Consider the following 25258-nt stretch of genomic DNA (forward strand, 5'->3'; position numbering starts at 1 on the left):
GCCGGGTCAGACCGCTAGCTTGGGTTCCGGCATCGCCATTTGCCGTGCCGAAAACCACCGCATCGCCTTCGCCAGCAGCGGCAGCATCAACACCATGAGCAGCAGTCGCATGCTCTGCACACAGGTGATCAACGGCAGGTTGGCATCCATCGACTCGGCGGTGGCCAGCACGGCGTTGATGCCGCCCGGCGTGGTGGCCAGGTAGATGTCGGACAGCTGGAGGTCGACGAAGGTGGCGACGGTGAAGGCGAGGCCCGCGACGATGGCGGACAGCGCGACGATGGTGACCGTCATGCCGGGGATCATCCGGGCCATCTCGCGCACGACCGGCTTGGTGAAGCGGGTGCCCACCTCGAAACCGATGAGCACGAACAGCAGATCCTTGAACAGATTCGTCGGCGCGTACCCGTGGCTGACGCCCAGCGCGGTGAGTACCGCGGTCATCAGCATCGGCCCGATCAGCGCGGGGCTCGGCAGGTTGAGCCGCTTGCCCACTTTGGTGCCGAGCACGCACAGCATCACCGCGATGGACAACCCGGCGACCTGATCGCCGCGCCCGACGATCATCCAGTACGGCAGATCAGGATTGGTGACCGCGGCGCCGAGCGTCGCGTGCTCGGTGACCAGGCCCTCGCCACTGTTGTTCAGCAACGCGCCGAGGGCGGGCGCGCTGACCGCGACCAGCGCGACCCGCAGGTACTGCATGAACGCCACCTGCCGCGGATCGGCGTCCATATCGTCGGCCACCGCGACCACGGCCGCGGAACCGCCGGCCAGCAGTCCGAGCGTCGCGGTCGGCAATTCCACGTGGGCGAACCGGGCGAACACCACCGCGACCAGCAGGCTGATCAGCAGCGTCGCCACCGTGACGGCCAGTACCGGCACCAGCGCCATCCCGATACTCGACAGCAGCGAGATCTCCAGGTAACTGCCCATCAGCACCCCGAGCATGGACTGCACACCGCACGAGAGCTGCCGCGGCATCGGAGCGGGCAACTTCCCGGCCAACGCCAGGGCCCCACCGACGACGATCGCTAGAATCATTTGCGGCGCCGGAAAATGCACGCGATCGAGTAACGTCGCCCCGGCAAGCACCGAGGCCAGCAGAGCTACCCATCCGATCACTTGCCTGCGCGTCATACCTAGTAATCCTCGCGGTGACTAGTGAACAGACCGTTACATCTCCGTTATCAGGGTTAACAGCTGGTGTGATCCTGAACGCACACGGCCAATTCCCTGCTCAGGGCGGACATTAGCGCGCCTGCATCCCTTTTTCGTACTACCCCATATAAGACGGATAAACACTCGAGCGAACTCGAAGCTCACCGCCGTCCGAGCGCGCAGCCCCGTGACCGCCGAGTTGCCACGTGTACTATTCGCCCGAACCACCCCCACCGCGGGAGCTCGGGCACGGCCGGGCTGAGAGGGCGGACCCCAGCGCTTCGCCGACCGCATGAACCTGTCCGGGTAATGCCGGCGTAGGAAGAGCGTTTCGGGCATGTCTGCATCGACCCTGCACAACTCCGAACGGCACGAGGCCCCCTTCACCCTCGATGAGCCCGCCCCGAAGGTGCTGTCCTTCTGGGACCAGAGCGCATTCTGGGCAAACCTGGGTGTCAGCCTCATCGCCTTCTCCGGCGCGTACACCGTGCTGGCACCGAATTCCGATGGCGTACCGCAGATCTCCATCTCCGCGGGCATCCTCGCGATGATCGTCGGCACCGTCGTCGGCGGGCTGATGCTCGGCCTGGCCGCCGTGCCGGGCGCCAAGACCGGCAAGCCCGCGATGGTGCTGCTGCGCGGCCTGTTCGGCGCGAAACTCAGTTATCTGCCCACCGTGTTGAACATCGCCCAGCTGATCGGCTGGGGCACCTTCGAATTGATCGTCATCGGTGACGCGGCCGACGAGCTGTTCGGCGGCGGCCCGCACTGGCTCTATGTGGTGGCCGCGGGCGTGCTGACCACGGCGCTGACCATCTGGCCGCTCGGCTCAGTGCGGCTGCTGCGCCGGTTCGTCACGATCGGCGTGGTGATCGCGCTGGTCTGGTTTTATATCCAGTTCTTCCGCACCGGATTGCCTGACCTGTCGGCCAATCCGGGCCCGCACGGCAGCGGCCCGTTCGGCGCCGACTGGAACCTCTTCTGGATCGCCACCGACGCCGCGCTCGCGGTCTCCATCTCCTGGATGCCGGTCGCGGCCGACTACACCCGGCACTCGCGCAGCACCGGCACGGCGTTCGGCGCGGCCAGCGGGGCCTACGCGATCACCCAGATCGTCGCCTACACCCTCGGGTTGTTCGCGCTGGCCCGGGCCACCGGCGACGGCCAGTACTCGCCGTTCCTCCAGGTGAGTCTCGGCGGGCTGTTCTTCTTCGTGTTCGTCTTGCGCGAGGCCGATCAGTCCTTCGCCAACGTGTACTCCACGGCGCTCTCGATCCAGAATCTCGCGCCGCGCATCGACCGGCGGATCCTGTCGATCGGTCTGGGCGCGTTGATCACGCTGCTCGCGCTGCAGCTGAACATGGCGAACTACTTCGCCTTCCTCGGCCTGATCGGCTCGGTGTTCGTGCCGCTGCTCGGGGTGCTGGTCGCCGACTTCTTCCTGCGCGCGAAGGGCGAGTGGAACACCGCCGAAGATGCCCCGCCGCGCTGGGGAATGATCGCCGCTTGGCTGGCCGGGCTCTCGGTCTATCAGCTCATCAACCCGGGCGATGCCGGTGTGTGGACCGACTTCTGGGTGGATGTGCAGGAGCAGCTGCACTTCACCAAGCAGGCGTGGATGAGTGCGTCGCTGCTGTCGTTCCTGGCCGCGATGCTGGTCGCGTGGGTTGTCGGCCGGGTTGCGACGCTGCGGAAAGAGCGGGCCGCGGTCGGCAAATCCGGCTAGCCGGTGGCCCCGGCTGCCACGATGGAGTCATGGGTGAGATCCGGATCGGCACCTCGGGCTGGGTGTATCCGCCGTGGCGTGGCGTCTTTTATCCGAAGGGCGTCACGCAGAAGCGCGAGCTCGCATACCTGTCCGAGCAGCTGAACAGCGTCGAGATCAACGGCTCCTTCTACGCGCTGCAGCGTCCGTCGAGTTATCAGAACTGGTCGAGCCAGACGCCGGACGACTTCGTGTTCGCGGTGAAGGGCAGCAGATTCATCACGCACATGAAGCGCCTGCGCGACGGTGACGAGCTGCTGGCGAACTTTCTCGCCTCCGGGCTGCTGGCGCTGGGCCCGAAACTCGGCCCCATCCTCTGGCAGCTGCCGCCGAACTTCCAGTTCGATCCGGAGCTGCTCGGCACCTTCTTCACCCACCTACCCCGCAGCACCACGCACGCCGTCGAGATCGCGAAACGGCACGACCATCGGGTGGATCCGGCGTTCACGACCACCGACGCCGACCAGCCGCTGCGGCACGCGCTGGAGATCCGCCATCCCAGCTTCGTCACGCCGGAGTTCACCGAGCTGCTGACCAAACACCAGATCGCACTCGTAATCGCCGATGCCGCAGGCAAATACCCGCTGATGGAGGAGGTGACCGCCGACTTCGTCTACATCCGGCTGCACGGTCACGACGAGCTCTACGTCAGCGGATACACCGATGAAGGCCTGGACATGTGGGCCGCCAAGATCCGCACCTGGTCCGCCGGCCACGACGTCTACTGCTACTTCGACAACGACGCCAAAGTCATGGCGCCCCGCGACGCGCTGGCCCTGCGCGCCCGACTCGAATAGCCGCACCTGCCTTGATTTCCCGCACAAGGAATCGCATGCGATTCGGTGTGCGGGAAATCAAAAGGTATGCGCGAAACCGCGTTAGTGGCCGAGGGTGCCGATGCTGAGGAAGCCCAACAGGTCGTGGCGGGTGATGACGCCGACGGGCTTGCCCTCTTCGACGACCATCAGCGCGTCGGTGTCCGACAACGCCTTGGTCGCCGCCGAGATCGGCTCGCCGGCACCGATCAGCGGGAACGACGGGCTCATGTGCTTGCCGACCGAATCCGTCAGGTGCGCACGGCCTTCGAACACCGCGGAGAGCAGATCGCGCTCGGACACGCTGCCCGCGACCTCGCCCGCCATCACCGGCGGCTCGGCACCGACCACCGGCATCTGCGACACCCCGTACTCGCGCAGGATCTCGATGGCGTCGCGCAGGGTTTCCGACGGGTGGGTGTGCACCAGGTCGGGCAGTTCGCCGGACTTGCCGCGCAGCACGTCGCCGACCAGCGGTTCGACCGTGCTGCCGTCGAGGCGCTCGCGCAGGAAGCCGTAGGAACTCATCCACTGGTCGTTGAAGATCTTCGACAGGTAGCCGCGGCCGCCGTCGGGCAACAGCACCACCACGACCGCGTCGGGCTCACGCTTGGCGACCTCGATGGCCGCGACCACGGCCATGCCGCACGAGCCGCCGACCAGCAGCCCTTCCTCGCGGGCGAGGCGGCGGGTCATGTCGAAGGAGTCCGCGTCCGAGACCGCGATGATCTCGTCCGGGATCGCCGGGTCGTAGGCGGAGGGCCAGAAGTCTTCGCCGACACCCTCGACCAGGTACGGCCGTCCGGTGCCGCCGGAGTACACCGAGCCCTCCGGGTCGGCGCCGATGATCTTGACCTGGCCGCCGGACACCTCCTTGAGGTAGCGGCCGACGCCGGTGATGGTGCCGCCGGTGCCGACGCCCGCGACGAAGTGGGTGACCTTGCCTTCGGTGTCCCGCCAGATCTCCGGACCGGTGGTCTCGTAGTGGCTGTCCGGGCCGCCGGGGTTGGAGTACTGGTCCGGCTTCCAGGCTCCGTCGATCTCGCCGACCAGGCGGTTGGAGACGCTGTAGTAGCTGGCCGGGTCCTCCGGCGCGACGGCGGTCGGGCACACCACGACGTCGGCGCCGTAGGCGCGCAACACGTTGCGCTTGTCCTCGCTCACCTTGTCCGGGCAGACGAAGACACAGTGGTAGCCGCGCTGCTGGGCGACCAGCGCCAGGCCGACACCGGTGTTGCCGGAGGTGGGTTCGACGATGGTGCCGCCGGGCTTCAGCGCCCCGGACTGCTCGGCCGCGTCGATCATCTTGACCGCGATCCGATCTTTGGAGCTACCACCCGGATTCAGGTATTCGATCTTGGCCGCCACCAGTCCGGCGTTCGGGCCTACAACAGAGTTCAACCGGACCAGCGGCGTATTGCCGATGAGGTCCACTACATGGTCGGCGATGCGCATGCGACCCATAGTTCCAGATGGTCCCGGTGTGAGTTCGCGCACGCCACGCGCAAGCCCCTCCGGCTCGACAAACCGGGATTCCAGCAAACGCCCATTTAGGATCCGAACCATGAAGCAGCCGAACATCGCCAAGGCCGGCGTTGTGCTGGCCGGAGCGGCACTCGCCGCGCTGGCCGGACCGGGCGCGCAGGCGAACGCAGTGACCATCGAATTCCCGCAGGTGCCCACGCTCGCCTACGGCGGCTGGTGCGGCACCACCATCCGGACCTGGGCCGATGTCGGCCCGGCGTGGCCGGGCCGGGCGATTCTCAATATGCGCGCGCTGCCCGTGGCGGGCATCGGGCCGGGCGACTATCCGCTGGCCCCGCTGTGCGAGGTGCGCACCACCGTGGCCTGGCGCAACACCAGCACCGGCGCGGTCGGCAGCTACGACGAGACGATCGTGTCCGGCCTCTACGGCAGCATGCAGTATTCACTGCTCCAGGACACCGGCCCTGGCTTGGTCGAGGTCACCGTCACCACCGACCACGCGAACATTCCCGCCCGCGGCTGGTTCCAGGTTCCCGCTCCGGCTGCCCCGACTGCGTGAAGTCGGTACATTTTCTTGTGTGAACGCACCACGCATCGGCTGGCGTACGGCCGCGGTGACCGGTGCCGCAACAGTCTTGGCCGGTTCCGGCGCGGGCACCGCATGGTGGGCGGCCTCTCGACTATTGATGGCGCAGGCAGGCGCGGCGCGTGGCGTGATCGGCCGCGACACCTCGAAACCACCGGAAGCCGACGGGATCTACACGGCGGGCTGCCTGACGCCGGAACGCTGGCGCACCGGCAAGCACGCGGACCTGCACCTGATGGTCTTCGGTGACTCCACCGCGGCCGGTGTCGGCTGCGTGGTCGCCGACGAGGTGCCCGGCGTCCGCCTGGCCCGTGGCCTGGCGCTGGCTACCGGACAGCGAATTCGATTGAGCACCAAGGCGATCTCCGGCGCCACCTCCAAGGGCCTGTCCGGTCAGGTGGACGCCATGTTCGTGGCCGGTCCGCCGCCGGACGCCGCGGTGATCCTGATCGGCGCCAACGACATCACCAAGAAGCACTCGGTGCGCGCCTCCGCGCGCAGGCTGGCCGCCGCGGTCGCGCGACTGCGCCGGGCCGACAGCGTGGTGGTGGTCGGCACCTGCCCGAATCTCGGCACGGTGACCGCGATTCCGCAGCCGCTGCGCACGGTGGTGCACAACTGGAGCGTCCGGCTGGCCAAGGCGCAGACGGTGGCCACCGCCGTCGCCGGCGGCCGTCCGGTGCCGATGGGTTATCTGCTCGCTCCCGAGTTCCGCGCTCAGCCCGAACTCCTTTTCGCCGCCGACGGTTTCCACCCCTCGGCCGCCGGTTACGAGCTGGCCGCGGCCCAGTTACTTCCGGTCCTGCTCGAGGCGTTGGGCGAGGCGACCCCGGCTGCCAGTCCCCTGGGGCGCGACGTAGATTCGATAGGAACCCGCGAGTAACAACCGCGGTTCGCACGTTCCTTCAGACAAAGGAGTCCTCATGCCTGAGGCTGTCATCGTCTCGACCGCCCGCTCCCCCATCGGCCGGGCGGCCAAGGGATCGCTGGTCGACATGCGGCCCGACGATTTGACCACCCAGATCGTCCGCGCGGCGCTCGACAAGGTACCTGCCCTGGACCCCAACCAGATCGATGACCTGATCCTCGGCTGCGGTTCCCCCGGTGGCGAGTCCGGCTTCAACATGGCCCGGATCGTCGCGGTCCAGCTCGGCTACGACCTGGTGCCCGGCACCACCGTGCACCGCTACTGCGCGTCGTCGCTGCAGTCCACCCGGATGGCCTTCCACGCGATCAAGGCGGGCGAGGGCAACATCTTCATCTCTGCGGGTGTCGAGACGGTGTCCCGGTACAAGAACGGCTCCGCCGACAGCTGGCCGAACACGCAGAACCCGCTCTTCGCCGACGCGCAGGCGCGCACCGCGAAGACCGCCGAGGGCGGCGCGGGCGTCTGGCACGACCCGCGCGAAGACGGCCTCATCCCCGACGCCTACATCGCGATGGGCCAAACCGCGGAGAACGTCGCAGGCTTCACCGGGATCACCCGTGAGGAGCAGGACCACTGGGGCGTCCGGTCGCAGAACCGGGCCGAGGAAGCCATCAAGAACGGCTTCTTCGAGCGCGAGATCACCCCGGTCACGCTGCCCGACGGCTCCGTCGTGTCCAAGGACGACGGCCCGCGCGCCGGTGTCACCTACGAGGCGGTCAGCAAGCTGAAGCCGGTGTTCCGTCCCGACGGCACGATCACCGCGGGCAACTGCTGTCCGCTCAACGACGGCGCCGCCGCGCTGGTCATCATGAGCGACACCAAGGCCAAGGAACTCGGCCTGACCCCGCTGGCCCGCATCGTGTCCACCGGTGTCTCGGGTCTGTCCCCCGAGATCATGGGCCTCGGCCCGATCGAGGCGTGCAAGCGCGCACTGGCCCTGGCGGGCAAGTCGATCGACGATATCGACCTGGTCGAGATCAACGAGGCGTTCGCGGTGCAGGTGCTCGGCTCGGCCCGCGAGCTGAAGATCGATGAGGACAAGCTGAACGTCTCCGGTGGCGCCATCGCGCTGGGCCACCCGTTCGGCATGACCGGTGCCCGCATCACCACCACGCTGATCAACAACCTGCAGACCCACGACAAGCAGTTCGGTCTGGAGACCATGTGCGTCGGCGGCGGCCAGGGTATGGCAATGGTCATCGAGCGGCTGAGCTGAGATAGCTAGTACACAGAAGAGGGCGGTCACCCGAGTGGTGACCGCCCTCTGCTGTCTCGGGACGCAAAACGGGTGGTTGCCGTTTCCGGCAACCACCCGTTGTCAGCTGAGGCGGTCGAAACCGCTTGGTACTAGTCGTTGTTGAAGTAGCTCAGCAGGCGCAGGATCTCGACGTACAGCCAGACCAGGGTGACGGTCAGGCCGAGGGCGACGCCCCAGGCCGCCTTCTCCGGCGCCTGCGCGCGGATCAGCTGATCGGCGGCGTCGAAGTCGAGCAGGAAGCTGAACGCGGCGATCGCGATGACCACCAGGCTGAAGATGATGGCGATCGGGCCACCGTCACGCAGGCCGAGGCCACCGGAGATGAAGAAGCCGGCGACCAGGTTGCCGATCACCAGGACCAGCACGCCGATCATGGCGCCGACGATCATCCGGGTGAAGCGCGGCGTGACGCGGATGGCACCGGTCTTGTAGACGACGAGCATGCCTGCGAAGACACCGAAGGTGCCCAGCACCGCCTGCGCGATCATGCCGCTGCCGCCGACGCCGCCGAAGCTGATGTCGGTGAACATGAACGACAGCGCGCCGACGAACAGACCCTCGAACACCGCGTAGGACAGCACCAGAGCCGGGTTGTCCATCTTGTTGGCGAAGGTCGCGACGAGGACGAGCACCAGGCCGATCAGGCCGCCGCCGATGACGAACCATTTCGCCAGCGAGGGGTCCGCGTTGCTGAAGCCGTAGGAGACGATGGCCGACAGCGCGAGCACACCCAGCGTGATGGCGGTCTTGGTCACCACGTCGTCGATGGTCATCGCCCGGGTGGTGCCCGGCGCCTGCTGGTACGGCTGCGGCTGCTGGTACGGCTGTCCGTACTGCTGCCCCAACTGGCCCGCCCCGGCCACGCCTGAGCCGAAGTTGGCGTAGCCATTGCCCTCTTGCTTGGGCAAGTTTCGGAAAACCGGATTGCTTGTGCTACGCACCTGCGTCCCTTTCTGGTCGTTGCCGCTGTTCGTCGAGCTCGCGCTCGATATCCAACTGCTGGGTACAACGTTTACTGCCCGGCGCTAGTTCCCGAAAAGAACGGCGCGCAGGCGGACAAAACGGACTCTACCGCTGCTGCGCGTCGTGTAGGCCACGCACGGATCGAGTGACTGTGAATTTGCGGTTGCGACCGACTACCTCGGTGCGCCCGACCATGCGCTCGATCACGCCACGGTAGTTCAGATGCGAATTGAACACCGTCCACAGCTCGCCGCCGGGCCGAAGCACGCGGCCGGTCTCGGCGAACATCTTGATCGCCGACCCGGTGTGCACGGCGGCGCCGACGTGGAAGGGCGGATTGCACAGCACCAGGTCGGCACTGTTGTCGGCGGCCGAGGACATCGCGTCGTCGCGCACCACCGTCACCCGGTCCGCAACCCCGTTGACCGCCACCGTCGCCCTGGCCGAGGCCACCGCGGCCGCCGACTGATCGGTGCCGAGCACCTTGAGGGCGGGCCGGGCCTTGGCCAGCTTTACGGCCAGTATCCCGGTGCCGCACCCGAGGTCGATCGCCTCGCGCGCATCGGGCTTCATCCACTTCAGGTGCTCCAGTAGGAACCGGGTGCCGATGTCGAGCCGGGCGCCGGAGAAGGCGGCACCGTGCGCGACCACGTCGAGATCGAGGTCGTCGAGCCGGTCGCGCACCGGGAACGGCGGGTCGCCGACCGGCTTCGGGCCGCTGACCAGCAGGGTGCGCGACTTCTGCCGGCCACGGCTGGCCCGGACCTCGGAAAACGACTGGGCCAGCACGTCGTTCATCGACTTCGTCAGATACTTGTCCCGGCCACCCGCGACCACTATCACCTCGGGATCGGCGTAGCGCGCGATGGCGTCGGCGACCTCGGCCAGCCCGGCCAGCGCCCGCGGCAGCCGCAGCAGCACCACCCGGACATCGGCGAGCAGCTCGCGGCCGAGCGGATACGCGGTGTAGCGGTCGGTGAGGCCGAGCGCGCGGGCATTGTTGGCCAGGGCGAGTTCGCCGGTGAGCAGATCCTGGTGCACACGGACCCCGCGCAGGTCGTGGGCGGTCACCGCGCCGATGGTCAGCGCGCCGTACGCGTCGCCGACTATGGCTATCTTTCCGCTATCGTTGCTGGCGAGCGCCTCGTCGGCGACATCGAGGATCAGCCGATCGGCGGCATCTACAGCGTAGAGGTTTAATGCCTCCACATCTGGATACCGCCGCAGTCGGCTCAGAACGTCCTCGATGGCTGCCACGCCTCAAGTGTGCTAGATCGTTGCCCCAACGTCACATCGGCCCCGGCTAACCGGTTTCGGCGCACCCCGTGTGCTCCGATCAATCGACTGGAAGGCGCAGCGTCCCAACCGATCCGGCTCAGTTGGCGCCCGCCTTGCCACCCGTCGCGGTCACCGCGTGCCAGACCCCACCGACGCCTTGGCCGAGCAGGTCGCCCGGCTTCGCATCCTTGGCGAAGAAGTAGACCGGCCACCCCGCGATGGTGATTTGGCATGCGCCATCAGCACGTTCGATGAAGCCGACGAGTTGCGGGTCGACGCCCGCCGCGTACACGGCCTGGCCGCGCTGCGCGATCAGCGGCGGCCATTTCGCGGCGCAATCGCCCGCGCAAGTCGAGGTGGGCGGCTGCGCGGTGTCCTTGTCGAATCGGTACAGCGCGCGGTCGGCGGCCGTAACGTGCTCTCCGACAGCGCTATTGTCCGCGAGGCGGAGTTGCACGGCATTCGTGCCGGTCGGCGCCGTTCCGCTGTAGATCTTCAGCCAGTCCTGCGTCTTGGCCGGCGCCTGGTTCTGCGGCGCACCGGCCGCAGCCGTGGCCGAGGTCGACACCGCCGGGGTCGGCGCCGCCGATGCCTCGGGCTTCGCCGTGTCGGCGTTTCCGCACGCACTGAGCAAACCAGCGAGAATCACCGAGGCAGCGGCGAATGGCAGCGCGGCTCGCTGGAAGCGCTTGGTCGACAGCATTTTTCAGATCCTCCGGATCGATCGATGACGCGCGATTCGCGTCCGGTCATCCACAACTACGAGGCAGGCCCGCGACCGGTTCACCCGCGGGACCATCGGATGGCAAACATCGAGAAACCCGCAAATCCCGCGCGACGCCCCGTCCAGCGTTTACCATCAGCCCCATGCGTAACAGGATGGTGTTGACCATCGTCGCGGTGACGGCATTGCTCGCGGGCTGCGGCGACGACGCCGGAACCACCGCGAACACGACTACGCCGAGCACCTCCACCACGGGCACCCTGGCCGAAGCGCCGACCGCCCCGCGCGACACCACACCCAAGCGGGGCACGGCGTCCGGCGACGCGGGCCTGACCGTCACCGGCATTCGGATCGGCCACCAGCCCGGCTTCGACCGGGTGGTCTACGACCTCGGCGGCACGGGCACCCCCGGCTGGATCGTGCAGTACACCGACCGCGCCGTGCAGGACGGCAGCGGCAAGCCGATCGAGGTAGCAGGCAAGTCGATCCTCGAGGTGCAGATCCTCGGCTCGGCGTACCCGTTCGACAGCGCCGAGACGCCGTACGCGGGACCCGATCCCGCGACCGAACCGAGCGCGCCCGGCATCGCGGGGGTCTATCGCACCACCGTGTTCGAGGGCACCACCCAGTCGTTCATCGGCATCAACGGTGACCGGCCCGGGTTCGCGGTTACCACGCTGACCAACCCGACCCGGCTGGTCATCGACGTCGCCAGCCAGTAGTACCCGTACGGCCAGGGGGTATTGCCATCTACCGGGCCGCCGTCATTACACTGGCCGCGTGGTCGAACGGCATCCTGCACTCCGCGTCACCGGGCTCGCCCGGGCGCTCGGTGTGCTGGTGCTGCTCGCCGGGATCGTCGTCATGCATGCGGTGGTGTTCGCGATGCCGAGTCACGCCGGTGCGGCCGGCTTCGACCATGACTCGATGGCAAGTGAGAGCCGTACCGTCCAACTGCCTGCGGTGCCGATGGCGACCGTGGTGTTCGCCGACCGGCACGACGCGGTCGACCACGGTCACGAACAAGCCACCGATCTCACCGCGATGCCGACCGTCGCCCAGCCGGTCGCCGCATCCCTCGGCGAACACACTGCGCCGGATATGGATTGCGCGGACGACGGATGCGGCGGCAGCCACGGCGGGATGCACGGTTGCGTGTTCATCCTCGCCGCTGCCGCGCTGCTGTTCGCACTGGTGCTGCTGTATCGAATGGCTCTCGACCGGCCGGGCAACGATGTTGCGCGGCTACGTCATCGGCGACCACGGCGGGAACGGCCACCGCCGTGGACCGTGCTCACCCTGGCCGAATTGTCGATTCTGCGGATCTGACAGCTCTGCGGCGACCGTTTTCGACGGTCGTCGGCGTTGCCCTGCCCGAAACCCAGTCACGCGCAATTCCCAAGGAGCACAACCATGGTCATCAGCCGTACCCGAATCAGCACCGTCCTCGCCGCGAGCACCGCTGCCGCCGCCCTCGTTCTCGCGGGTTGTAGCGACAACGACGACATGTCCGGCATGCAGCACAGCTCGTCGAGCAGCGCGCCCGCCGCGTCGAGCGCACCGGCGGCCCGCACCGACTTCAACGACGCCGACGTCACCTTCCTGCAGATGATGTACCCGCATCACGCGCAGGCGGTCGACATGGCGAAGTTGGTGCCGAGCCACAGCCAGAACCAGGAGTTGCTGGCGCTGGCCGCCAAGGTGGAGCAGGCCCAGGCGCCGGAGATGCAGCAGATCACCACGCTGCTGCAAAGCTTCGGCAAGCCCGCCCCGACCGCAGGTAGCGGCCACGGCGGCCACACCATGCCGGGCATGATGAACCCCGATCAGATGAACGCCCTGCAGGCCGCGTCCGGCCCGGACTTCGACCGACAGTGGCTGACCATGATGATCGAGCACCACACCGGCGCGGTCGCCATGGCCGAGACCGAGCTCGCCCAGGGCACGAACGACGAGTCGAAGGCGTTGGCCCGCAGCATCATCGACAGCCAGCGCGCGGAAATCGACACGATGCGGGGCATGCTCGGCCAGTCCTGATCCGATCGGCCTATCGCACCGGGCAACTCGGTGCGATAGGCCGTAGATCCCGCGACCGCGACCGCCGCCTGCACGGGCAGGTCATATTCGGACTCGGCTGTGTACTCGACGGAATCGCCGCGTGCGCAATGGGAATGGACCGACTGCGGTTCAGGAGCCCGGCGGGACGACGGCCTGCCAGGCGGGCGCCTCCCCCGGCGCCGCGGTGTTGCGCGCGCGCCGACGTACCTGCTCGACAGCCACCAGTGCCACGCCCGCGAGCACCGTCACCACGGCGAAGATCGTGACGACCAGGGCTGCCGCACCGAAGCCCCACAGCGCCACCACGGCAGCGGCGACGGCGAGCAGCACGCCGATGAACAACATGCCGAAGCCGGCCCAGTTCCGGGTATCGGCCAATGTCTCACCCGGCTGCGGCGCCGTCGTCCGGGAGATGTCCGCCGCGTCGTCGAGCGGGGGAATCTCGTACGGGCCATCCACTGTCATGCTGCTACCTCACGCCGCGAAACCGGCTGGTCGGCCGGTATCTGATGCGACAGGGATGCCCTGATCTTCTCCTCCGAAACGGGGCGCCCGGCACTCGCTGTCCGGCATGGTGTTTCGGGCAGGTCAGATCAGTTGTAGGACTTGGTGACTCCGTCGAGCAGCCGTTCCAGGGTGTCGTAGGTGGGGGTGGTGATCACATCGAGCACGTCCTTGGCCACCGGGATGTTGTGCGCGGCCGTCACTTCGGCGAACTGGTCGGCCGCGCCGGTGCGGAAGCCGTGCTCGGCGGCGAGGCGTTGCAGGCCCGGGTCGGTGGACAGCAGGCGGCCGAGCCGGTCGCCCGACTCGCCGAACGGCACCAGGGTGTGCCGGGACAGAATGGTCGGCGACGGGTACAGCATGGTCATGTCCGGCTTGATCTGCCCGCGCACACTGGCGTCCACGTACTGCGACTCGTAGATCCACACCATGGGCGTCGGCCCGATGCCGGTCGCGAGGTAGGCGTCGAACGGGCCTTCGCTACTGCTCTGGGTGTAGCCCTGGCCGACGAAAAGCCTTGCCACCGTGGGCAGGATGTTCTGCTCGGCGTCCGAGCCCTGCACGATGGTGTTGTTGTTCGCCACGTAGCCGGCGATCGCCAGGTACATGGCCGCGGAGTTGGAGCTGCGCGGGTCGGTGGTGGAGATCAGCACGTTCTTGCGCACCGGATACGTGGTGTTGTCGTCGAGTTGGTCCCACCGCGTGTTGTTGCCGACCATGCGCAGGTAAGGACCCATGTCGAAGGTCGACACCGCGCCCTGGTGCACCACGCCCGCCTTCGCGAGCAGCTCGGCGATCGGCGTGAACGTGGCGATCACCATCGGTGACGAGAACGGGATGTACTTCGCAGTCACGTTGCGCTGCCGCTGGATTCGCTCCGCGGCCTGCTCGCTCGACGGAAACGCGAAGTCGTACTTCTCGAGATCGATCGACGTCGCGATCTGCCGTGACCCCGCCGGTTCGACCTCCACCTTCACCCCGTGGCGCGCCAGCGCGTCGACCACCTTCGCGTCCTGGAAGAACGCCATCTTCTCCGACCCGACCACGCCGCGCACCACCGTGATCGGCGCCACCGGCGTCGCCGTATTCGGTGCGGCACCGGGCTGGCGCACCGCCAGCGCCAACGCGACCACGGTCACCACCACCAACGCCGCGATCACGGCCGCGACCGCTGCGGGAGCGAAACGCCTACTCGCGGACCAGGTTTCCTGAATCGTTTCCGGCAGCCCACCGTCCCCGGCCGCCTGATGCTTCGGCTGGCGCGTCCGCCCCGCCTCCGGCCCGACGACAGCCTCCGCCACCTCCCCCGTGGCCGCCAATTGCCGACGAACGTACCGCTCCACCAGGATCGGAATGAACGTCCGCACCGGATGCCCCGCGAACCGCCGCCGCGCCGCCGCCACCGCCCCCTCGATGTACTCCGCAGAGTAAGTGCCGCCGAAGTTTTCGACCAACCGCTCCGTCACCTGACGCAGCGCCTGTTCCTCCCGAACAGTGTCGACAACCACAAAATCTCCTAGGCATCCGGCGACCGACCAATCCCCGCGACAGCACCGAAGCCCCACCGCGCCGGCCAACCCTAGCCCCAACCCACCCACCCCGAAACCCACCCGAAACCACCCCTGACCACCCCTCTCTCCCACCTCCACCACCACCTCACCACCCATCCCCCCAGATCAAAGCCCTGGACATTCGCCCACCACCAAACCCACCAACACCCCAAGCCCCACCCACCCCACCCACAGAATTCAAGACACCATCGCCAACCAGCCACCCCCCGTTGCGCCCCCGTTTCCCCCGAAGAACAGACCGGCCAGCCGATCAGATAGCGGGCGTACTCGCGGAGGGTGGTTCGCGGGTGGGCTTGACCTTGCCCCTGGGGGAAGGTTTGAGGATTGCTTTCATGAACAACAACGCACTGCAGATTGTCGAAGCTCAGGTCCGCGAACAGGTTGTGGCCTACTGCGAGGCCAACCATGTGCCCGGGTTTGTTGCCGGTGTTTATCAGGCGGGTGAGCAGGTTGTGGTCGCGCATGGTGCGGCGAATGTTGCTACGGGGGCACCGATGTCGGCGGATACCGGGTTTCTCTTCGGTTCGGTTACCAAGGTGCTGACAACTACGCTCGTCCTTCAGCAGGTGGAGCTCGGGAAAGTCGATCTCGACGCGCCCGTGGTGCGGTACCTTCCCGAGTTCGCGCTGTCCGTGCCGGGTGCGGCGGACAAGATTCTGGTTCGGCATCTGCTTTCGCACACCAATGGCATTGATGCGGACCTGTACTTTCCGGATGCCAAAGGGCGTGACGCGCTGCGGAGTTATGTTGCGGGCCTTGCGGACAACGGGATTTTGTTCGAGGCAGGCGAGCAGCTCAGCTATTCCAATGGCGGCATGATCGTCGCGGGCCGGCTGCTGGAAGTGGTGACCGGGCTGCCGTATCACGAACTGCTGGAGCGCGATATCTATGGGCCCGTCGGCATGCGGAACTCCAGTACCTCGGCCGAGCAGGCCATTCTGCGCAGCACCGCGGTGGGGCATTTCCTGAATCCCGAGACGATGACGGCCGAGCCCACGCGCATGTTCACGCTGCCCGACACCTGGGGGCCGGCCGGTGGCACGCCGATCGGCACCGTTGGCGATCTGCTCAGCTTCGGGCGCACTCATCTCGCGGGCGGTGTGTCTCCCGCGACGGGTGCCCGTGTTCTCACAACGGATTCGACCGCACTGATGCAGCAGGTTTCGCACGATATGGCGTCCCCGAACGTTCCACCGATGGGTATGGGCTGGGTGCGGTACCCGTTCGGCGACACCACGGTTCTCGCCATGTCGGGTGCCTCGCCCGGCGGCGTGTCCCTGCTGTGTGTGCTGCCGGAACACGACCTGGTCTTCACCGCGTTCGGCAACAGCTCGGATGCGCTCATGCTGCAGGACCAACTGCTGCAGTGGCTGCTGCGCGAGCACCTCGGCGTCGAGATCCCTGCGCTGGTAACCGAATTTCAGCAGGACATCGACCTCACCCCGTATGTCGGCACCTACCGTTCCAACCAGCTCCGCATCGACGTCAGCATCGTGGACGGCCAACTCGAGGAGCGGATGACCTACGAGCCTGCGGACGAGTCGCAGGACCGGATTTTCACCGAGTTCGCCGGCGGCACCACCGCCGCCCCGCCGCAGCGGTACGTGCCGATCCGGCCCGGCCTGTTCGCCCCGGCCGACTACCCGATGGAGACCTTCGACGGCTACCTGCGCCTGCTACTCGTCTCCTACCACGACATCCGCGACGGCAAAGCGCGGTTCCACAACGCGGGCGGCCGGCTGACCCGTCGCGCCTGACGGGTTCGACGACGACTGGAAGGATGACCGCCATGATCACGATCGGCAGGCTCGCGGATTTCGCCGGAGTGACCACCAAGGCCATCCGCCACTATCACGAGCGCGGCCTGCTCGCCGAACCCGACCGCGACTCGTCCGGCTACCGGCGCTACACCGCCCAGGACGCCATCGATCTTGTCAAGATCAGAACCTTGGCCGAGGCAGGCGTGCCGCTGGCCCGCGTCAAAGACCTGCTCGACGCCGACCCGGCCGCGCTCGCGGCGGCCATTGCCGAGATCGACCGCGACGTCCGACATCGGATTACGCAGCTGCGGCGTACCCGCGACCAGCTCGCCCAGTTGCGCGGCGGCGACCGGCTTTTCGTCGCCCCGGCGGTCGCCGACTTCCTCGACGAACTGCGCGACATCGGCGCCAGCGAACGCCAGATCCAGCTGGAGCGCGACGGCTGGATCCTGCTGCAGACCGCCTCCCCCGCGGACGCTGCCTGCTGGCTCGACGAAAAGCACGAACTCCTCGCCATTCCCGAGTTCCGCGCCCTCTACCTCGAACACGACCAGGCCTTCCACTGGTCACCGGACGACGCCCGCCTGCCCGCCCTGGCCGAACGTACTCGCACCTGGTTCGCCAACTACCACAGTCGATCCGAGACTCGGCCCGTGCAGAATCCCGCGATTGCCCGCTTGGTCGCCCAGTCCCAGCCCAGAGCGTCCTCCCCCGCTTGGGACCGCCTAGTCCAACTGATGCGGGGTTAACGCATACATGCCGTCGCGGGCAGGAGATCGCGGCGCAAAGCGCTATGGTCGGCTGGAGTCGCTGCCTAAGGAGATGGTTATGCCTCGTACTGCTGTTGTTACCGGTGCATCGTCGGGAATCGGAAAGGCGACGGCTGCGGCGTTGGTGGCGCGCGGGTATCAGGTGATCGGGACCAGCCGGAAGCCGGAGGGCATCGGAGCCGAGGCTCGGGTGGCGGGCGTGGAGTATCGGGCGCTCGATTTGACCGACGCCGGGTCGATCGACGCCTTCGTTGCCGGGCTCGGGGAGATCGACGTGCTGGTCAACAATGCCGGGGAGAGTCAGGCGGGACCACTGGCGGAACTGCCAACGGAGGCCGTAGAGCGGCTGTTCCGGCTGAACGTGCTGGGGCCGGTCGCGCTCACGCAGGCGGTGTTGCCCGGTATGCGGGAGCGCGGCTATGGCCGGGTGATCATGGTGGGGTCGATGATCGCCAGCTTCCCGATGCCGTATCGCTCGTCCTACGGCGCGACCAAGGCGGCGCTGAAGGGCTTCGCGGTGGCCGCCCGGTTCGAGGAGTCACCGTTCGGGGTGTGGATCAGCACCGTCGAACCGGGGCAGATCAATACGGGCCTGCGGGAGCGCCGGACGAAGTACCTGAACGAGGGCTCGCCGCACACCGCCGACTTCACCGCGTTCATCGCGAAACTGGATGCGGCACAGGGGAAAGGCATTACCGCCGAACGGGTAGCCGACACGATCGTGCAGGCCGTCGAGGCCGGCCGACCGCGTCCGCTCTACGCCGTCGGCAGCAATGCCCCCGTCATGTTCGCGGTGCGCAGGCTACTGCCGCGCACGGTCATGGAGCGCCTCATCGCGCGCGCCCACGGACTGTCGAGGTAGCTCAGGCGGTCGCCACCTGCGCCTGCCACATCCAGTGCAGCTGCTCCAGCCGCGCCGAGAAGCCGATGAACAGGTCCTGCGTGACCGGGTCGGCCTTCTCCGTGGCTTCGATCCGTTCGCGCAGTCGCTGGATCACTGCCGCGAGGTTGCGGACGACCCCGTCGATGACGTCGGTGTCCTGCTGCCAGCCGTCGGGGAAGCCGACCGCACCGCTCTCCTTGGCGACCGTCGCCGCTCGCCCATCCGGGCTGACGCCGACGGCGGTGGCCCGCTCGGCCGCGGCATCGGTGAAGTCCCTGGCCGCCGTGACCAGCTCGTCCAGCGCCAGGTGCACCGACCGGAAGTTCCGGCCGATCACGTTCCAGTGGGCCTGCTTGGCGATCAGCGACAGGTCGATCAGATCGATCACGGTAGCGCGCAGAGCCTCGCCCGCGACCTTCTGCTGCTCCGTATCGAGGGTGCTGGTGATGGGTTGACTCATCGTTCACGCCTTTCTTGTCGGATCCGTGTCACCGACTGGCCTACCCGCACGCCGCGTCCTAAACGTCACCAGTGACGAGCGCCATCCGATTCCAGGCGCGCGGCATGCTCGGCCAGCATTCCCGCAGGTCCCGACGGCGGCGATTGGCGCCGCCAGATCGCCCGGAACTTCCTGCTCAACGCCACCGGCCCGGCCAGCCGCACCTCGACGAGCGCGCCACTGGTCAGGTCAGGACCCGCGATCAGCCTGCTCAGCACCGCGGGCGCCACGGCAGCCCGGGCGGCAGCCGAGATCGCGACTGCGGACCCCAGCTCGGCGGCGGGCTGGGCCGGTTGGCACTCGGCCCCGAGAATCTCCCAGACCGTGTCGCGCGTGCCCGACCCCGGCTCGCGCCACAGCAGCGGCGTGGTCGCCAGCTCGCGCAAGGTCACCGGCTTCCTGCGGTGCGCCCATGGATGCGCGGCCCCGACCACGACCACCAACTCGTCCGCCCCGAGCACCCGGCTACCGAGACCGGGCGGCGGGTGCGGGCCCTCCACGAAACCGATGTCGGCCGCCCCGTCCCGGATCAGCTCCTCGACGTGCCGAGTGTTGTCCACCTCCAAGGAGACCGCCACCTGCGGACAGCTGGCCCGTAACGCATTGAGCCACAGTGGAATCCGATGATCGGCAATCGTCTTCGACGCGGCCACCCGCAAGCGCGGCACATCGGCGGCGTGCAGCGCGGCCACACCGGCACTGAACGACCGCGCCGCCTCCAGCACCAACCGCGCATGCGCGACCACCGACCGCCCCGAATCGGTCAAGGCCGACCCGGTCGGACTGCGGTCGAGCAACCGCAGCCGCAACCGCCGCTCCAGCGCACTGATCCGCATGCTCGCCGCGGGCTGGCTGATACTGTGCCGCCGGGCGGCCGCACCGAGGCTGCCCAGCTCCGCAACGGAGACAAGCAGATCGAGTACGTCCAGATCGGGCGTCCCCGGCGGTAGCGTCATAACCATTGATTATGTGCCTGCCCAACGCCCACGGCACCCCCCGTCGTAGCAATTACCCCATCATCCGACCTTATGAGCGGGTTGCCCGGCGCCGCAACGGAAGTCGCCCCTGGTAGCGTCCGGGGGGTGAGCAAGATCCCCGCCGCGGCCGACGAAGCCCGCTTCTGGACCCTGATCGAATCGGCGTGGGAGTTGGTCGGCGACGAACCGGCAGTTCTGCGAAAAGCGTTGATCCACCGGGAAAACGACGACGCCGTGCCCGCCGTCGAGGCGCAGGTGCCGCACTTCTTCGGCCACCTCCGCACGCTGAGCGAAGGACTGTCGAGCGACGAGCTGACCGCGCTCGACCGAGTGCTGGAACGCAAGCTGTACGACCTGGACCGCGCCGATATCCACGGGGTCACCGGCGGCTCGGACGACGGCTTCCTCTACTGCCGGGGCTTCATTGTCGCGATGGGCCGCGAGTTCTACGACGCCGCGCTGGCCGCTCCGGCGGTCGCGGTACGGGACACCGACGGCGGGAAAATGTGCTACTTCTTCGCACATCTGCACAGCGACCGCTTCGGCGCCTTCCCGAAAACCGAGTCCGGTATTTCCCGGGAGTCCTTTTCGAACCCTGCCGGTTGGAACTGACGCAGAGCCCATTCGGCTGGCTTATGGGGTCCTCCCCATTCGACCGCTACCCCGTACGCTCGCGGAGCGCGATCGTCTGAGGAATGACGCACGTTCGTCGCCTCTGTCCCGGCCTGCTCCTCGCCGCCGTACTGGCCACCGCGGCAACCCTTCTCGGTAAAGCGCTGCCGGTCGCCGGCGCACCGGTGATCGCTTTGGCCTGCGGTGCCGCGGTGGGCGTTTTCCTGCGCCGATCCGACGCTGACACAGGAACTTTCGATCCAGGCTTGGCCGTGACGCGGAAACGCCTGCTCGGTGCCGCCATTGTGCTGCTGGGCCTCGGCCTGCCGGTCGGATCGGTGCTCAGTGTCGGTAGGCAGACGGCGGTGGTGTTGATCGGGACGTTGATCCTGGGTGCCGCCGCTGCGGTGGTCGTCGGGAGAATGCTGGCCCTGGACCGGGAATCGGCCACCCTGGTGGCGGTCGGCACCACCATCTGTGGCGCCTCGGCGATCGCCGCCGCCACCGCGGTGATCAAGCCCGACCGGGATCGTGTCGCCTACGCCCTCGGAACCATCTTCGTCTTCAATGTCGTTGCGGTGCTGGCATATCCACCCTTGGGACGCCTGCTCGGATTGTCTCAGGAGGCCTTCGGCCTGTGGGCGGGTACCGCCATCAACGACACCTCGTCGGTGCTGGCGGCCGGGGTGATCTACGGCCCCGCCGCCGCTCATTTCGCGGTGATCGTCAAACTCGTGCGCAGCCTGATGATTGTCCCGATGTGCGTCGGACTGCATCTCGCGAAGGACCGCAGCGAGCCCGCGTCGTCCACGAAAGCGACCCTCCTACAGTCGTTCCCGCTCTTCGTCATCCTGTTCCTCGTCGCATCGGTGATCGCCGGACTCGGCGTGGTGCCGGACTCCTTCGGCCCGCCACTCGCACACTTCAGTGCATGGCTGATCGCCGCGGTCCTCGCCGCGATCGGCACCTCACTGAGCTGGCAACAACTCCGCAGCGCCGGATCGCGCCCCCTCCTGTTCGGCGGCATCCTCGCCGTGCTCCTCGGAGCGTCCAGCCTCGCCCTGCAGTTCGCCACCGGCTGGTGGTGACGAACGCCTGAGCTACCCGGCCAGCCGGTCGACCTCGTCGAGATGGTCGCGCAGGCCGAGAAATTCCCACCGCTGCAAGGCCAGTGGCACGTTCCCTTCGCGCCAGAGGCGGTCGTGGAACTCCTGGAGGTCGAATTTGTCGCCGAGTTCACGCACCGCCGTGCTGAGCAGGTCCTGGATCTGTAGTTTGCCGATCTGGTAGCTCAGCGCCTGGCCGGGATTGCTCGCGAAGAAGACGGCTTCGTCCCAGGCGGTCTCGCGGTCCATCGGCACGGCGAGCGCCAGCCGGTCGGTCGCCTCGTCGATGGAGAGGTGGCCGAGGGCGAGCTCGATGTCGACCTCGACGCGTAAAGCGCGCAGCCGCATGGCGCTGGCCACGAAGATGGCGCTGGCCGGAGCGTCGTCGAACAGGCCGGCGTGCAGCATCAGCTCCTCGTAATTGAAGGCGATGCCCTCGTTGGGCGCCGAGTCGTAGAAGTAGCGCCGAGCGGGATTGTCGTGGTGCCAGCCGATCGCGACCTGCTGGGCGTGCACGCCCTCGTGCACGATCGCGGTGCGCGCGTCGAACGCGGCGGCCCGATCGAAGTACGGCAGGTCCGGGTGCGGTGCCGGGATGTATCGGACGGCATCCTCGTCCATCCGCGACGGGCCGGTCAGGTCGTCGGAGACGCCGAGCCAGGTCAGCGGCTCGAGGTACGGCGGCAGCGGCGCGAACCGGTAGTGCCGCAACCACTCCGGCTGACCGAGCAGACCACGGGTAGCGGCGAACTCCCGCACCGCGCGCTCGTCGGCGGCCTGACGCTCGACGCATTCGTGTGCATCGGCGGGCAGCGACGGCGCGGGCGCGTCCCGATGCCGGGTGCGCAGCAGCGTTTCGAGGGCGACCGCCCGATGCCATTCCTGGCTGCCCATCTCGCGCAGCCGCTGCGCCGAATAGGGCAGCAGCGCAACATGATGCAAGAAGTAGGCCAGTCCCTCCGGTCCGACAGGCGCCACCTCACCCAGGGTGGGCAGCTGTTCGGTGAGCCAACTCCGGTACGCCGCAACGGCATCCGCGGCCACCCGGGTCGCGGCGGGCAACTCGGCCGCGTACTCATCGGGCAGAAACGGAACGAGCGCCGTCATCGCAGCTTCTAGCGAACCTGCCGATTCGTCGAGCAGGCGCAGCGTGCTGCGCGTGAACGACGCGCTCGCACGGCCCGCGAGATTCTCTCTGGCCTGCTCGAGCACCAGCGGAACGTGGCGCAGCAGCGCGCTGATCTTCGCCGCCCGCGTGTTGTCGAACGGCGACGACCCGAGCAGCTCCACGTAGATCGGGCCGAGGCTCTGCTGCACATAGAAACCGGGATTGCGCTCCCAGGCGCGGATCAGTTCGAGTTCCCAGTGCACCCTGGCCAGCGCCGAGCCGAGCAGCCTGCCGTCCACCTGCACCGCCACCGGCTCGTCGGACAGGTCGAGCTCGCGGTGCCTGCGGGTCAGCTCGGCCAGGACCGTCCTGCGCTCTGCGATCGCCGCGGGCGACCAGTCGGGCAGCCAGCCCTCCGGCCGTTCCACCCGGGGCAAGTCGTCGCTGGAGTCGGGCACTGTCGCCAACCGCCAGTTCCAGAACTCTTCGGCAAGCTTCGCTAGACCCATGTCCGCACAATACAATTCGGGACAGCAACCGGCCAGGCCCCCAGCGGCGCCGAATGCGACCTCGACACCGGCCCTAGCCGCCCGACGCAGCTCAGGAGATCACCGCGTCGACCGCCTTCTTCACCGCCGAGGGCTGCGCGGGCGAGGTGGGCGCCTTCTTCTTCAGTTCGAGCAGCCGCGCCCCGATTTCCTGCAACTGCTTACGTCCCAGGTGCTCGCGGACTTGCGGGAACCACTCGTCCTCTTCTTCCTCGATGTGGTGCTCGACGTTCTCGATCAGCACGGTGGCCTTCGCGGTGAAGTGCTCATCGTCGGGCTTCATCGTCGCCAGCTCCTGCACGAGCAGGTCTGCGACGTGGTGCTCTTCGTACGATTCGAGAATGTCGCTTTCGAGGTCCGGGATCAGCTTGCGGACCTCCGGATACATGCCCTCGTTCTCGATATAGGTGTGCACGGTGAGCGCCTCGATGATCTTGTCGACCAGGCGGCCCTTGGTGGCCTTGGCGCTGTCCCCCGCCTTTTCGAAGTCGCGGAACAGTTTGCGGATCGCTTTGTGATCCTCACGCAACAGCACAATGGCATCGGTAGACATCGGTAACTCCTCGGGTTCGGCCGGACTATGTGCCGGACGTTCCCGCTGACAGACCCGCGAAACCAGTGGATTGCTTACAGCCCCGCGTGCGAGAACAGGCCGGGTGAACCGATGCCCTGCTGCTGTGGGGTCGCGGGCACGATGCGCTCGAACAGCGCCAGATAGTCGTCGATCATCCGGTCCGCGCTGAAGCGTGCCTGCGCGTCGTCGCGGGCGGCGCGTCGATCAAGCTTCCCGAGCTCGGCTACCGCGGCCGCTGCCGCGTTGACGTCGGTCACCAGGAACCCGGTGACGCCGTCCCGGATGAGCTCCGGCATCGAGCCCAACGGCGTTGCGATGACCGGTGTTCCGGTGGCGAGTGCTTCGACGACCGCGAGGCCGAACGGTTCGGCGAAGCCGATCAGGTGCAGTAGCGCGCGGGCGCCGCCGAGCAGTTCGTCCCGGCGTTGCGGGCCCACGGGGCCGACGTAGGTCACCGCGGCGTCGTCGAGGTGCGGTTCGACCGCGGTACGGAAGTACTCCTCGTCCTGCACCACGCCCGCGATGATCAGGGGCAGCCCGGTGAGCCGCGCCACCTCGATCGCCAGGTGCGTCCCCTTGTCGGGGTGAATTCGCCCGAGAAAGAGCAGATATTCGCCGTGTTCGGGCCGAAAGGTGAACTGGGCGAGATCGATACCGTGATGAATTGTCGCCGCATAGTTCAGCGTGGGGTGCCGGTCCGCATCGCTGATCGCCACATAGTGCGCGATATCGTCGAATGCTTGATACACCGGCACGATATTCGGCGAGGAAAAGCCGTGAATGGTGGTGACCATCGGGGTCGACACCAGGCGGCTGTAGGTCAGCGGCATGAAATCGAAGTGGTTGGCGAGCACATCGAACTCACCGGCTTGCCCGAAGGCGGTCGAATTATGCAGCGCCTCAGCCACTTTCGCGTCCGCGCCAGCGGTTTCGGCGTACCCGGACGGCACCGGCGCGACCAGCCGCGCCGAGGTCTCGGAATCCGCCGTGGCGAACAGGGTGACGTCGTGTCCGCGCGCGACGAAACCCTCGGCCAGCGTGGCGGCAATGTGCTCCCACGGGCCATAGTTTTTCGGTGGCGTACGACGAGCGACCGACGCGATTACGCCGATTTTCATATAATCCTCGATTACTGGCGAATTCACCGCCGAGAGCCGTCCCGGAACGGGCGGACTTGATGCCACTACTCTATCACGGCAGTTATGGGCCACCTTAGTGTTACCATCGAGGCCTAGTGGTCGATCCGCCCGTGTCGTGTTCCGGACCGGATTCTCGAGCGCTTCCGCGCAACACGATCAGCCAATCGAGTGGCTGGGCAGACAGCG

General features: G+C 67.4%; 25 protein-coding genes and 1 riboswitch. Of the genes, 13 read left to right on the forward strand and 12 right to left on the reverse strand.

What is annotated here, in order from left to right:
- Window positions 1-6: 6 nt before the first annotated feature.
- Window positions 7-1140, reverse strand: a complete 1134-nt coding sequence (locus IBX18_RS27935) for an AbrB family transcriptional regulator (RefSeq protein WP_107659216.1) — start codon at window positions 1138-1140, stop codon at window positions 7-9.
- A gap of 246 nt (window positions 1141-1386) precedes the next feature.
- A riboswitch (TPP riboswitch) is annotated at window positions 1387-1502 on the forward strand.
- Between IBX18_RS27935 and IBX18_RS27940 the strand changes: the two genes are divergently transcribed.
- Window positions 1499-2887, forward strand: coding sequence for a cytosine permease (locus IBX18_RS27940; protein WP_194836438.1), 1389 nt, complete (start codon window positions 1499-1501; stop codon window positions 2885-2887). Its footprint overlaps the riboswitch before it by 4 nt.
- A gap of 29 nt (window positions 2888-2916) precedes the next feature.
- Entirely contained in the window at window positions 2917-3723 is an 807-nt protein-coding gene (locus IBX18_RS27945; protein ID WP_194836439.1) for a DUF72 domain-containing protein, read from the forward strand.
- Between the two features lie 81 nt (window positions 3724-3804).
- Here IBX18_RS27945 and IBX18_RS27950 read toward each other — a convergent pair whose 3' ends face one another.
- Window positions 3805-5196 carry a cystathionine beta-synthase gene (locus IBX18_RS27950; RefSeq protein ID WP_194836440.1) on the reverse strand — a complete coding sequence of 464 codons (1392 nt, stop codon included), beginning with the start codon at window positions 5194-5196 and terminating at the stop codon, window positions 3805-3807.
- 109 nt (window positions 5197-5305) lie between these two features.
- On the opposite strand from IBX18_RS27950, the gene IBX18_RS27955 reads away from it, so the two are divergent.
- The 3 genes from IBX18_RS27955 to IBX18_RS27965 are packed head-to-tail and all read left to right on the forward strand — an operon-like array spanning window position 5306 to window position 7956.
- Window positions 5306-5785 carry a hypothetical protein gene (locus IBX18_RS27955; protein WP_194836441.1) on the forward strand — a complete coding sequence of 160 codons (480 nt, stop codon included), beginning with the start codon at window positions 5306-5308 and terminating at the stop codon, window positions 5783-5785.
- 19 nt (window positions 5786-5804) lie between these two features.
- Complete coding sequence (locus IBX18_RS27960; protein WP_194836442.1) at window positions 5805-6695, forward strand: SGNH/GDSL hydrolase family protein; 891 nt, start codon at window positions 5805-5807, stop codon at window positions 6693-6695.
- Window positions 6696-6735: 40 nt separating this feature from the next.
- Window positions 6736-7956: an acetyl-CoA C-acetyltransferase gene (locus tag IBX18_RS27965; protein WP_194836443.1), complete on the forward strand. Its 1221-nt coding sequence runs from the start codon at window positions 6736-6738 to the stop codon at window positions 7954-7956.
- Between the two features lie 131 nt (window positions 7957-8087).
- On the opposite strand, the gene IBX18_RS27970 is transcribed toward IBX18_RS27965, so the two are convergent.
- The 3 genes from IBX18_RS27970 to IBX18_RS27980 all read right to left on the reverse strand — a co-directional run bounded on the left by IBX18_RS27970 (window position 8088) and on the right by IBX18_RS27980 (window position 10942).
- Window positions 8088-8939 (reverse strand): Bax inhibitor-1/YccA family protein, encoded by an 852-nt coding sequence (locus tag IBX18_RS27970; protein WP_194836444.1) that lies wholly within the window; start codon window positions 8937-8939, stop codon window positions 8088-8090.
- Window positions 8940-9066: 127 nt separating this feature from the next.
- A complete protein-coding gene (locus IBX18_RS27975; protein ID WP_194836445.1) occupies window positions 9067-10218 on the reverse strand; it encodes a methyltransferase in 1152 nt (383 codons plus the stop codon).
- Window positions 10219-10336: 118 nt separating this feature from the next.
- Complete coding sequence (locus IBX18_RS27980; RefSeq protein ID WP_194836446.1) at window positions 10337-10942, reverse strand: hypothetical protein; 606 nt, start codon at window positions 10940-10942, stop codon at window positions 10337-10339.
- Window positions 10943-11106: 164 nt separating this feature from the next.
- Between IBX18_RS27980 and IBX18_RS27985 the strand changes: the two genes are divergently transcribed.
- The 3 genes from IBX18_RS27985 (at window position 11107) to IBX18_RS27995 (ending at window position 13000) form a co-directional block, all read left to right on the forward strand.
- Window positions 11107-11685 carry a hypothetical protein gene (locus IBX18_RS27985; protein ID WP_194836447.1) on the forward strand — a complete coding sequence of 193 codons (579 nt, stop codon included), beginning with the start codon at window positions 11107-11109 and terminating at the stop codon, window positions 11683-11685.
- Window positions 11686-11743: 58 nt separating this feature from the next.
- Window positions 11744-12292: a DUF6153 family protein gene (locus IBX18_RS27990; RefSeq protein ID WP_194836448.1), complete on the forward strand. Its 549-nt coding sequence runs from the start codon at window positions 11744-11746 to the stop codon at window positions 12290-12292.
- Between the two features lie 84 nt (window positions 12293-12376).
- Complete coding sequence (locus IBX18_RS27995) at window positions 12377-13000, forward strand: DUF305 domain-containing protein (RefSeq protein ID WP_194836449.1); 624 nt, start codon at window positions 12377-12379, stop codon at window positions 12998-13000.
- 150 nt (window positions 13001-13150) lie between these two features.
- Here the strand turns inward: IBX18_RS27995 and IBX18_RS28000 are convergent, their stop codons facing one another.
- Together IBX18_RS28000 and IBX18_RS28005 are read right to left on the reverse strand one after the other, a co-directional pair.
- On the reverse strand, window positions 13151-13486 hold the full coding sequence (locus IBX18_RS28000) for a hypothetical protein (RefSeq protein WP_194836450.1): 336 nt from the start codon (window positions 13484-13486) through the stop codon (window positions 13151-13153).
- Between the two features lie 128 nt (window positions 13487-13614).
- Window positions 13615-15033 (reverse strand): three-helix bundle dimerization domain-containing protein, encoded by a 1419-nt coding sequence (locus IBX18_RS28005; protein WP_194836451.1) that lies wholly within the window; start codon window positions 15031-15033, stop codon window positions 13615-13617.
- Window positions 15034-15428: 395 nt separating this feature from the next.
- Between IBX18_RS28005 and IBX18_RS28010 the strand changes: the two genes are divergently transcribed.
- From IBX18_RS28010 to IBX18_RS28020, 3 genes are all read left to right on the forward strand, one after another.
- Window positions 15429-16853 (forward strand): serine hydrolase, encoded by a 1425-nt coding sequence (locus tag IBX18_RS28010; RefSeq protein ID WP_194836452.1) that lies wholly within the window; start codon window positions 15429-15431, stop codon window positions 16851-16853.
- 32 nt (window positions 16854-16885) lie between these two features.
- Entirely contained in the window at window positions 16886-17605 is a 720-nt protein-coding gene (locus IBX18_RS28015) for a MerR family transcriptional regulator (protein WP_194836453.1), read from the forward strand.
- 79 nt (window positions 17606-17684) lie between these two features.
- Complete coding sequence (locus IBX18_RS28020; RefSeq protein ID WP_228541812.1) at window positions 17685-18488, forward strand: SDR family oxidoreductase; 804 nt, start codon at window positions 17685-17687, stop codon at window positions 18486-18488.
- A gap of 1 nt (window position 18489) precedes the next feature.
- Here the strand turns inward: IBX18_RS28020 and IBX18_RS28025 are convergent, their stop codons facing one another.
- Window positions 18490-18969, reverse strand: coding sequence for a Dps family protein (locus IBX18_RS28025; RefSeq protein WP_194836455.1), 480 nt, complete (start codon window positions 18967-18969; stop codon window positions 18490-18492).
- Window positions 18970-19034: 65 nt separating this feature from the next.
- Window positions 19035-19964 carry a LysR substrate-binding domain-containing protein gene (locus IBX18_RS28030; RefSeq protein ID WP_194836456.1) on the reverse strand — a complete coding sequence of 310 codons (930 nt, stop codon included), beginning with the start codon at window positions 19962-19964 and terminating at the stop codon, window positions 19035-19037.
- A 126-nt stretch (window positions 19965-20090) separates the two neighbouring features.
- Here IBX18_RS28030 and IBX18_RS28035 point away from each other — a divergent pair, with 126 nt between their 5' ends.
- The gene (locus IBX18_RS28035; protein ID WP_306796448.1) at window positions 20091-20597 is read left to right on the forward strand and encodes a DUF4240 domain-containing protein; all 507 of its coding nucleotides are present in this window, start codon (window positions 20091-20093) and stop codon (window positions 20595-20597) included.
- Window positions 20598-20680: 83 nt separating this feature from the next.
- Window positions 20681-21685, forward strand: a complete 1005-nt coding sequence (locus IBX18_RS28040; protein ID WP_194836458.1) for a YeiH family protein — start codon at window positions 20681-20683, stop codon at window positions 21683-21685.
- Window positions 21686-21697: 12 nt separating this feature from the next.
- Here IBX18_RS28040 and IBX18_RS28045 read toward each other — a convergent pair whose 3' ends face one another.
- The 3 genes from IBX18_RS28045 to IBX18_RS28055 form a co-directional block, all read right to left on the reverse strand.
- On the reverse strand, window positions 21698-23320 hold the full coding sequence (locus tag IBX18_RS28045) for a DUF885 family protein (RefSeq protein ID WP_194836459.1): 1623 nt from the start codon (window positions 23318-23320) through the stop codon (window positions 21698-21700).
- A 91-nt stretch (window positions 23321-23411) separates the two neighbouring features.
- The gene (locus IBX18_RS28050; protein WP_194836460.1) at window positions 23412-23912 is read right to left on the reverse strand and encodes a hemerythrin domain-containing protein; all 501 of its coding nucleotides are present in this window, start codon (window positions 23910-23912) and stop codon (window positions 23412-23414) included.
- A 74-nt stretch (window positions 23913-23986) separates the two neighbouring features.
- Entirely contained in the window at window positions 23987-25051 is a 1065-nt protein-coding gene (locus tag IBX18_RS28055; protein ID WP_194836461.1) for a glycosyltransferase family 4 protein, read from the reverse strand.
- Between the last annotated feature and the right edge of the window lie 207 nt (window positions 25052-25258).

Origin of the sequence: Nocardia sp. XZ_19_369, from assembly GCF_015355715.1 — a bacterium.
Lineage (GTDB): Bacteria > Actinomycetota > Actinomycetes > Mycobacteriales > Mycobacteriaceae > Nocardia.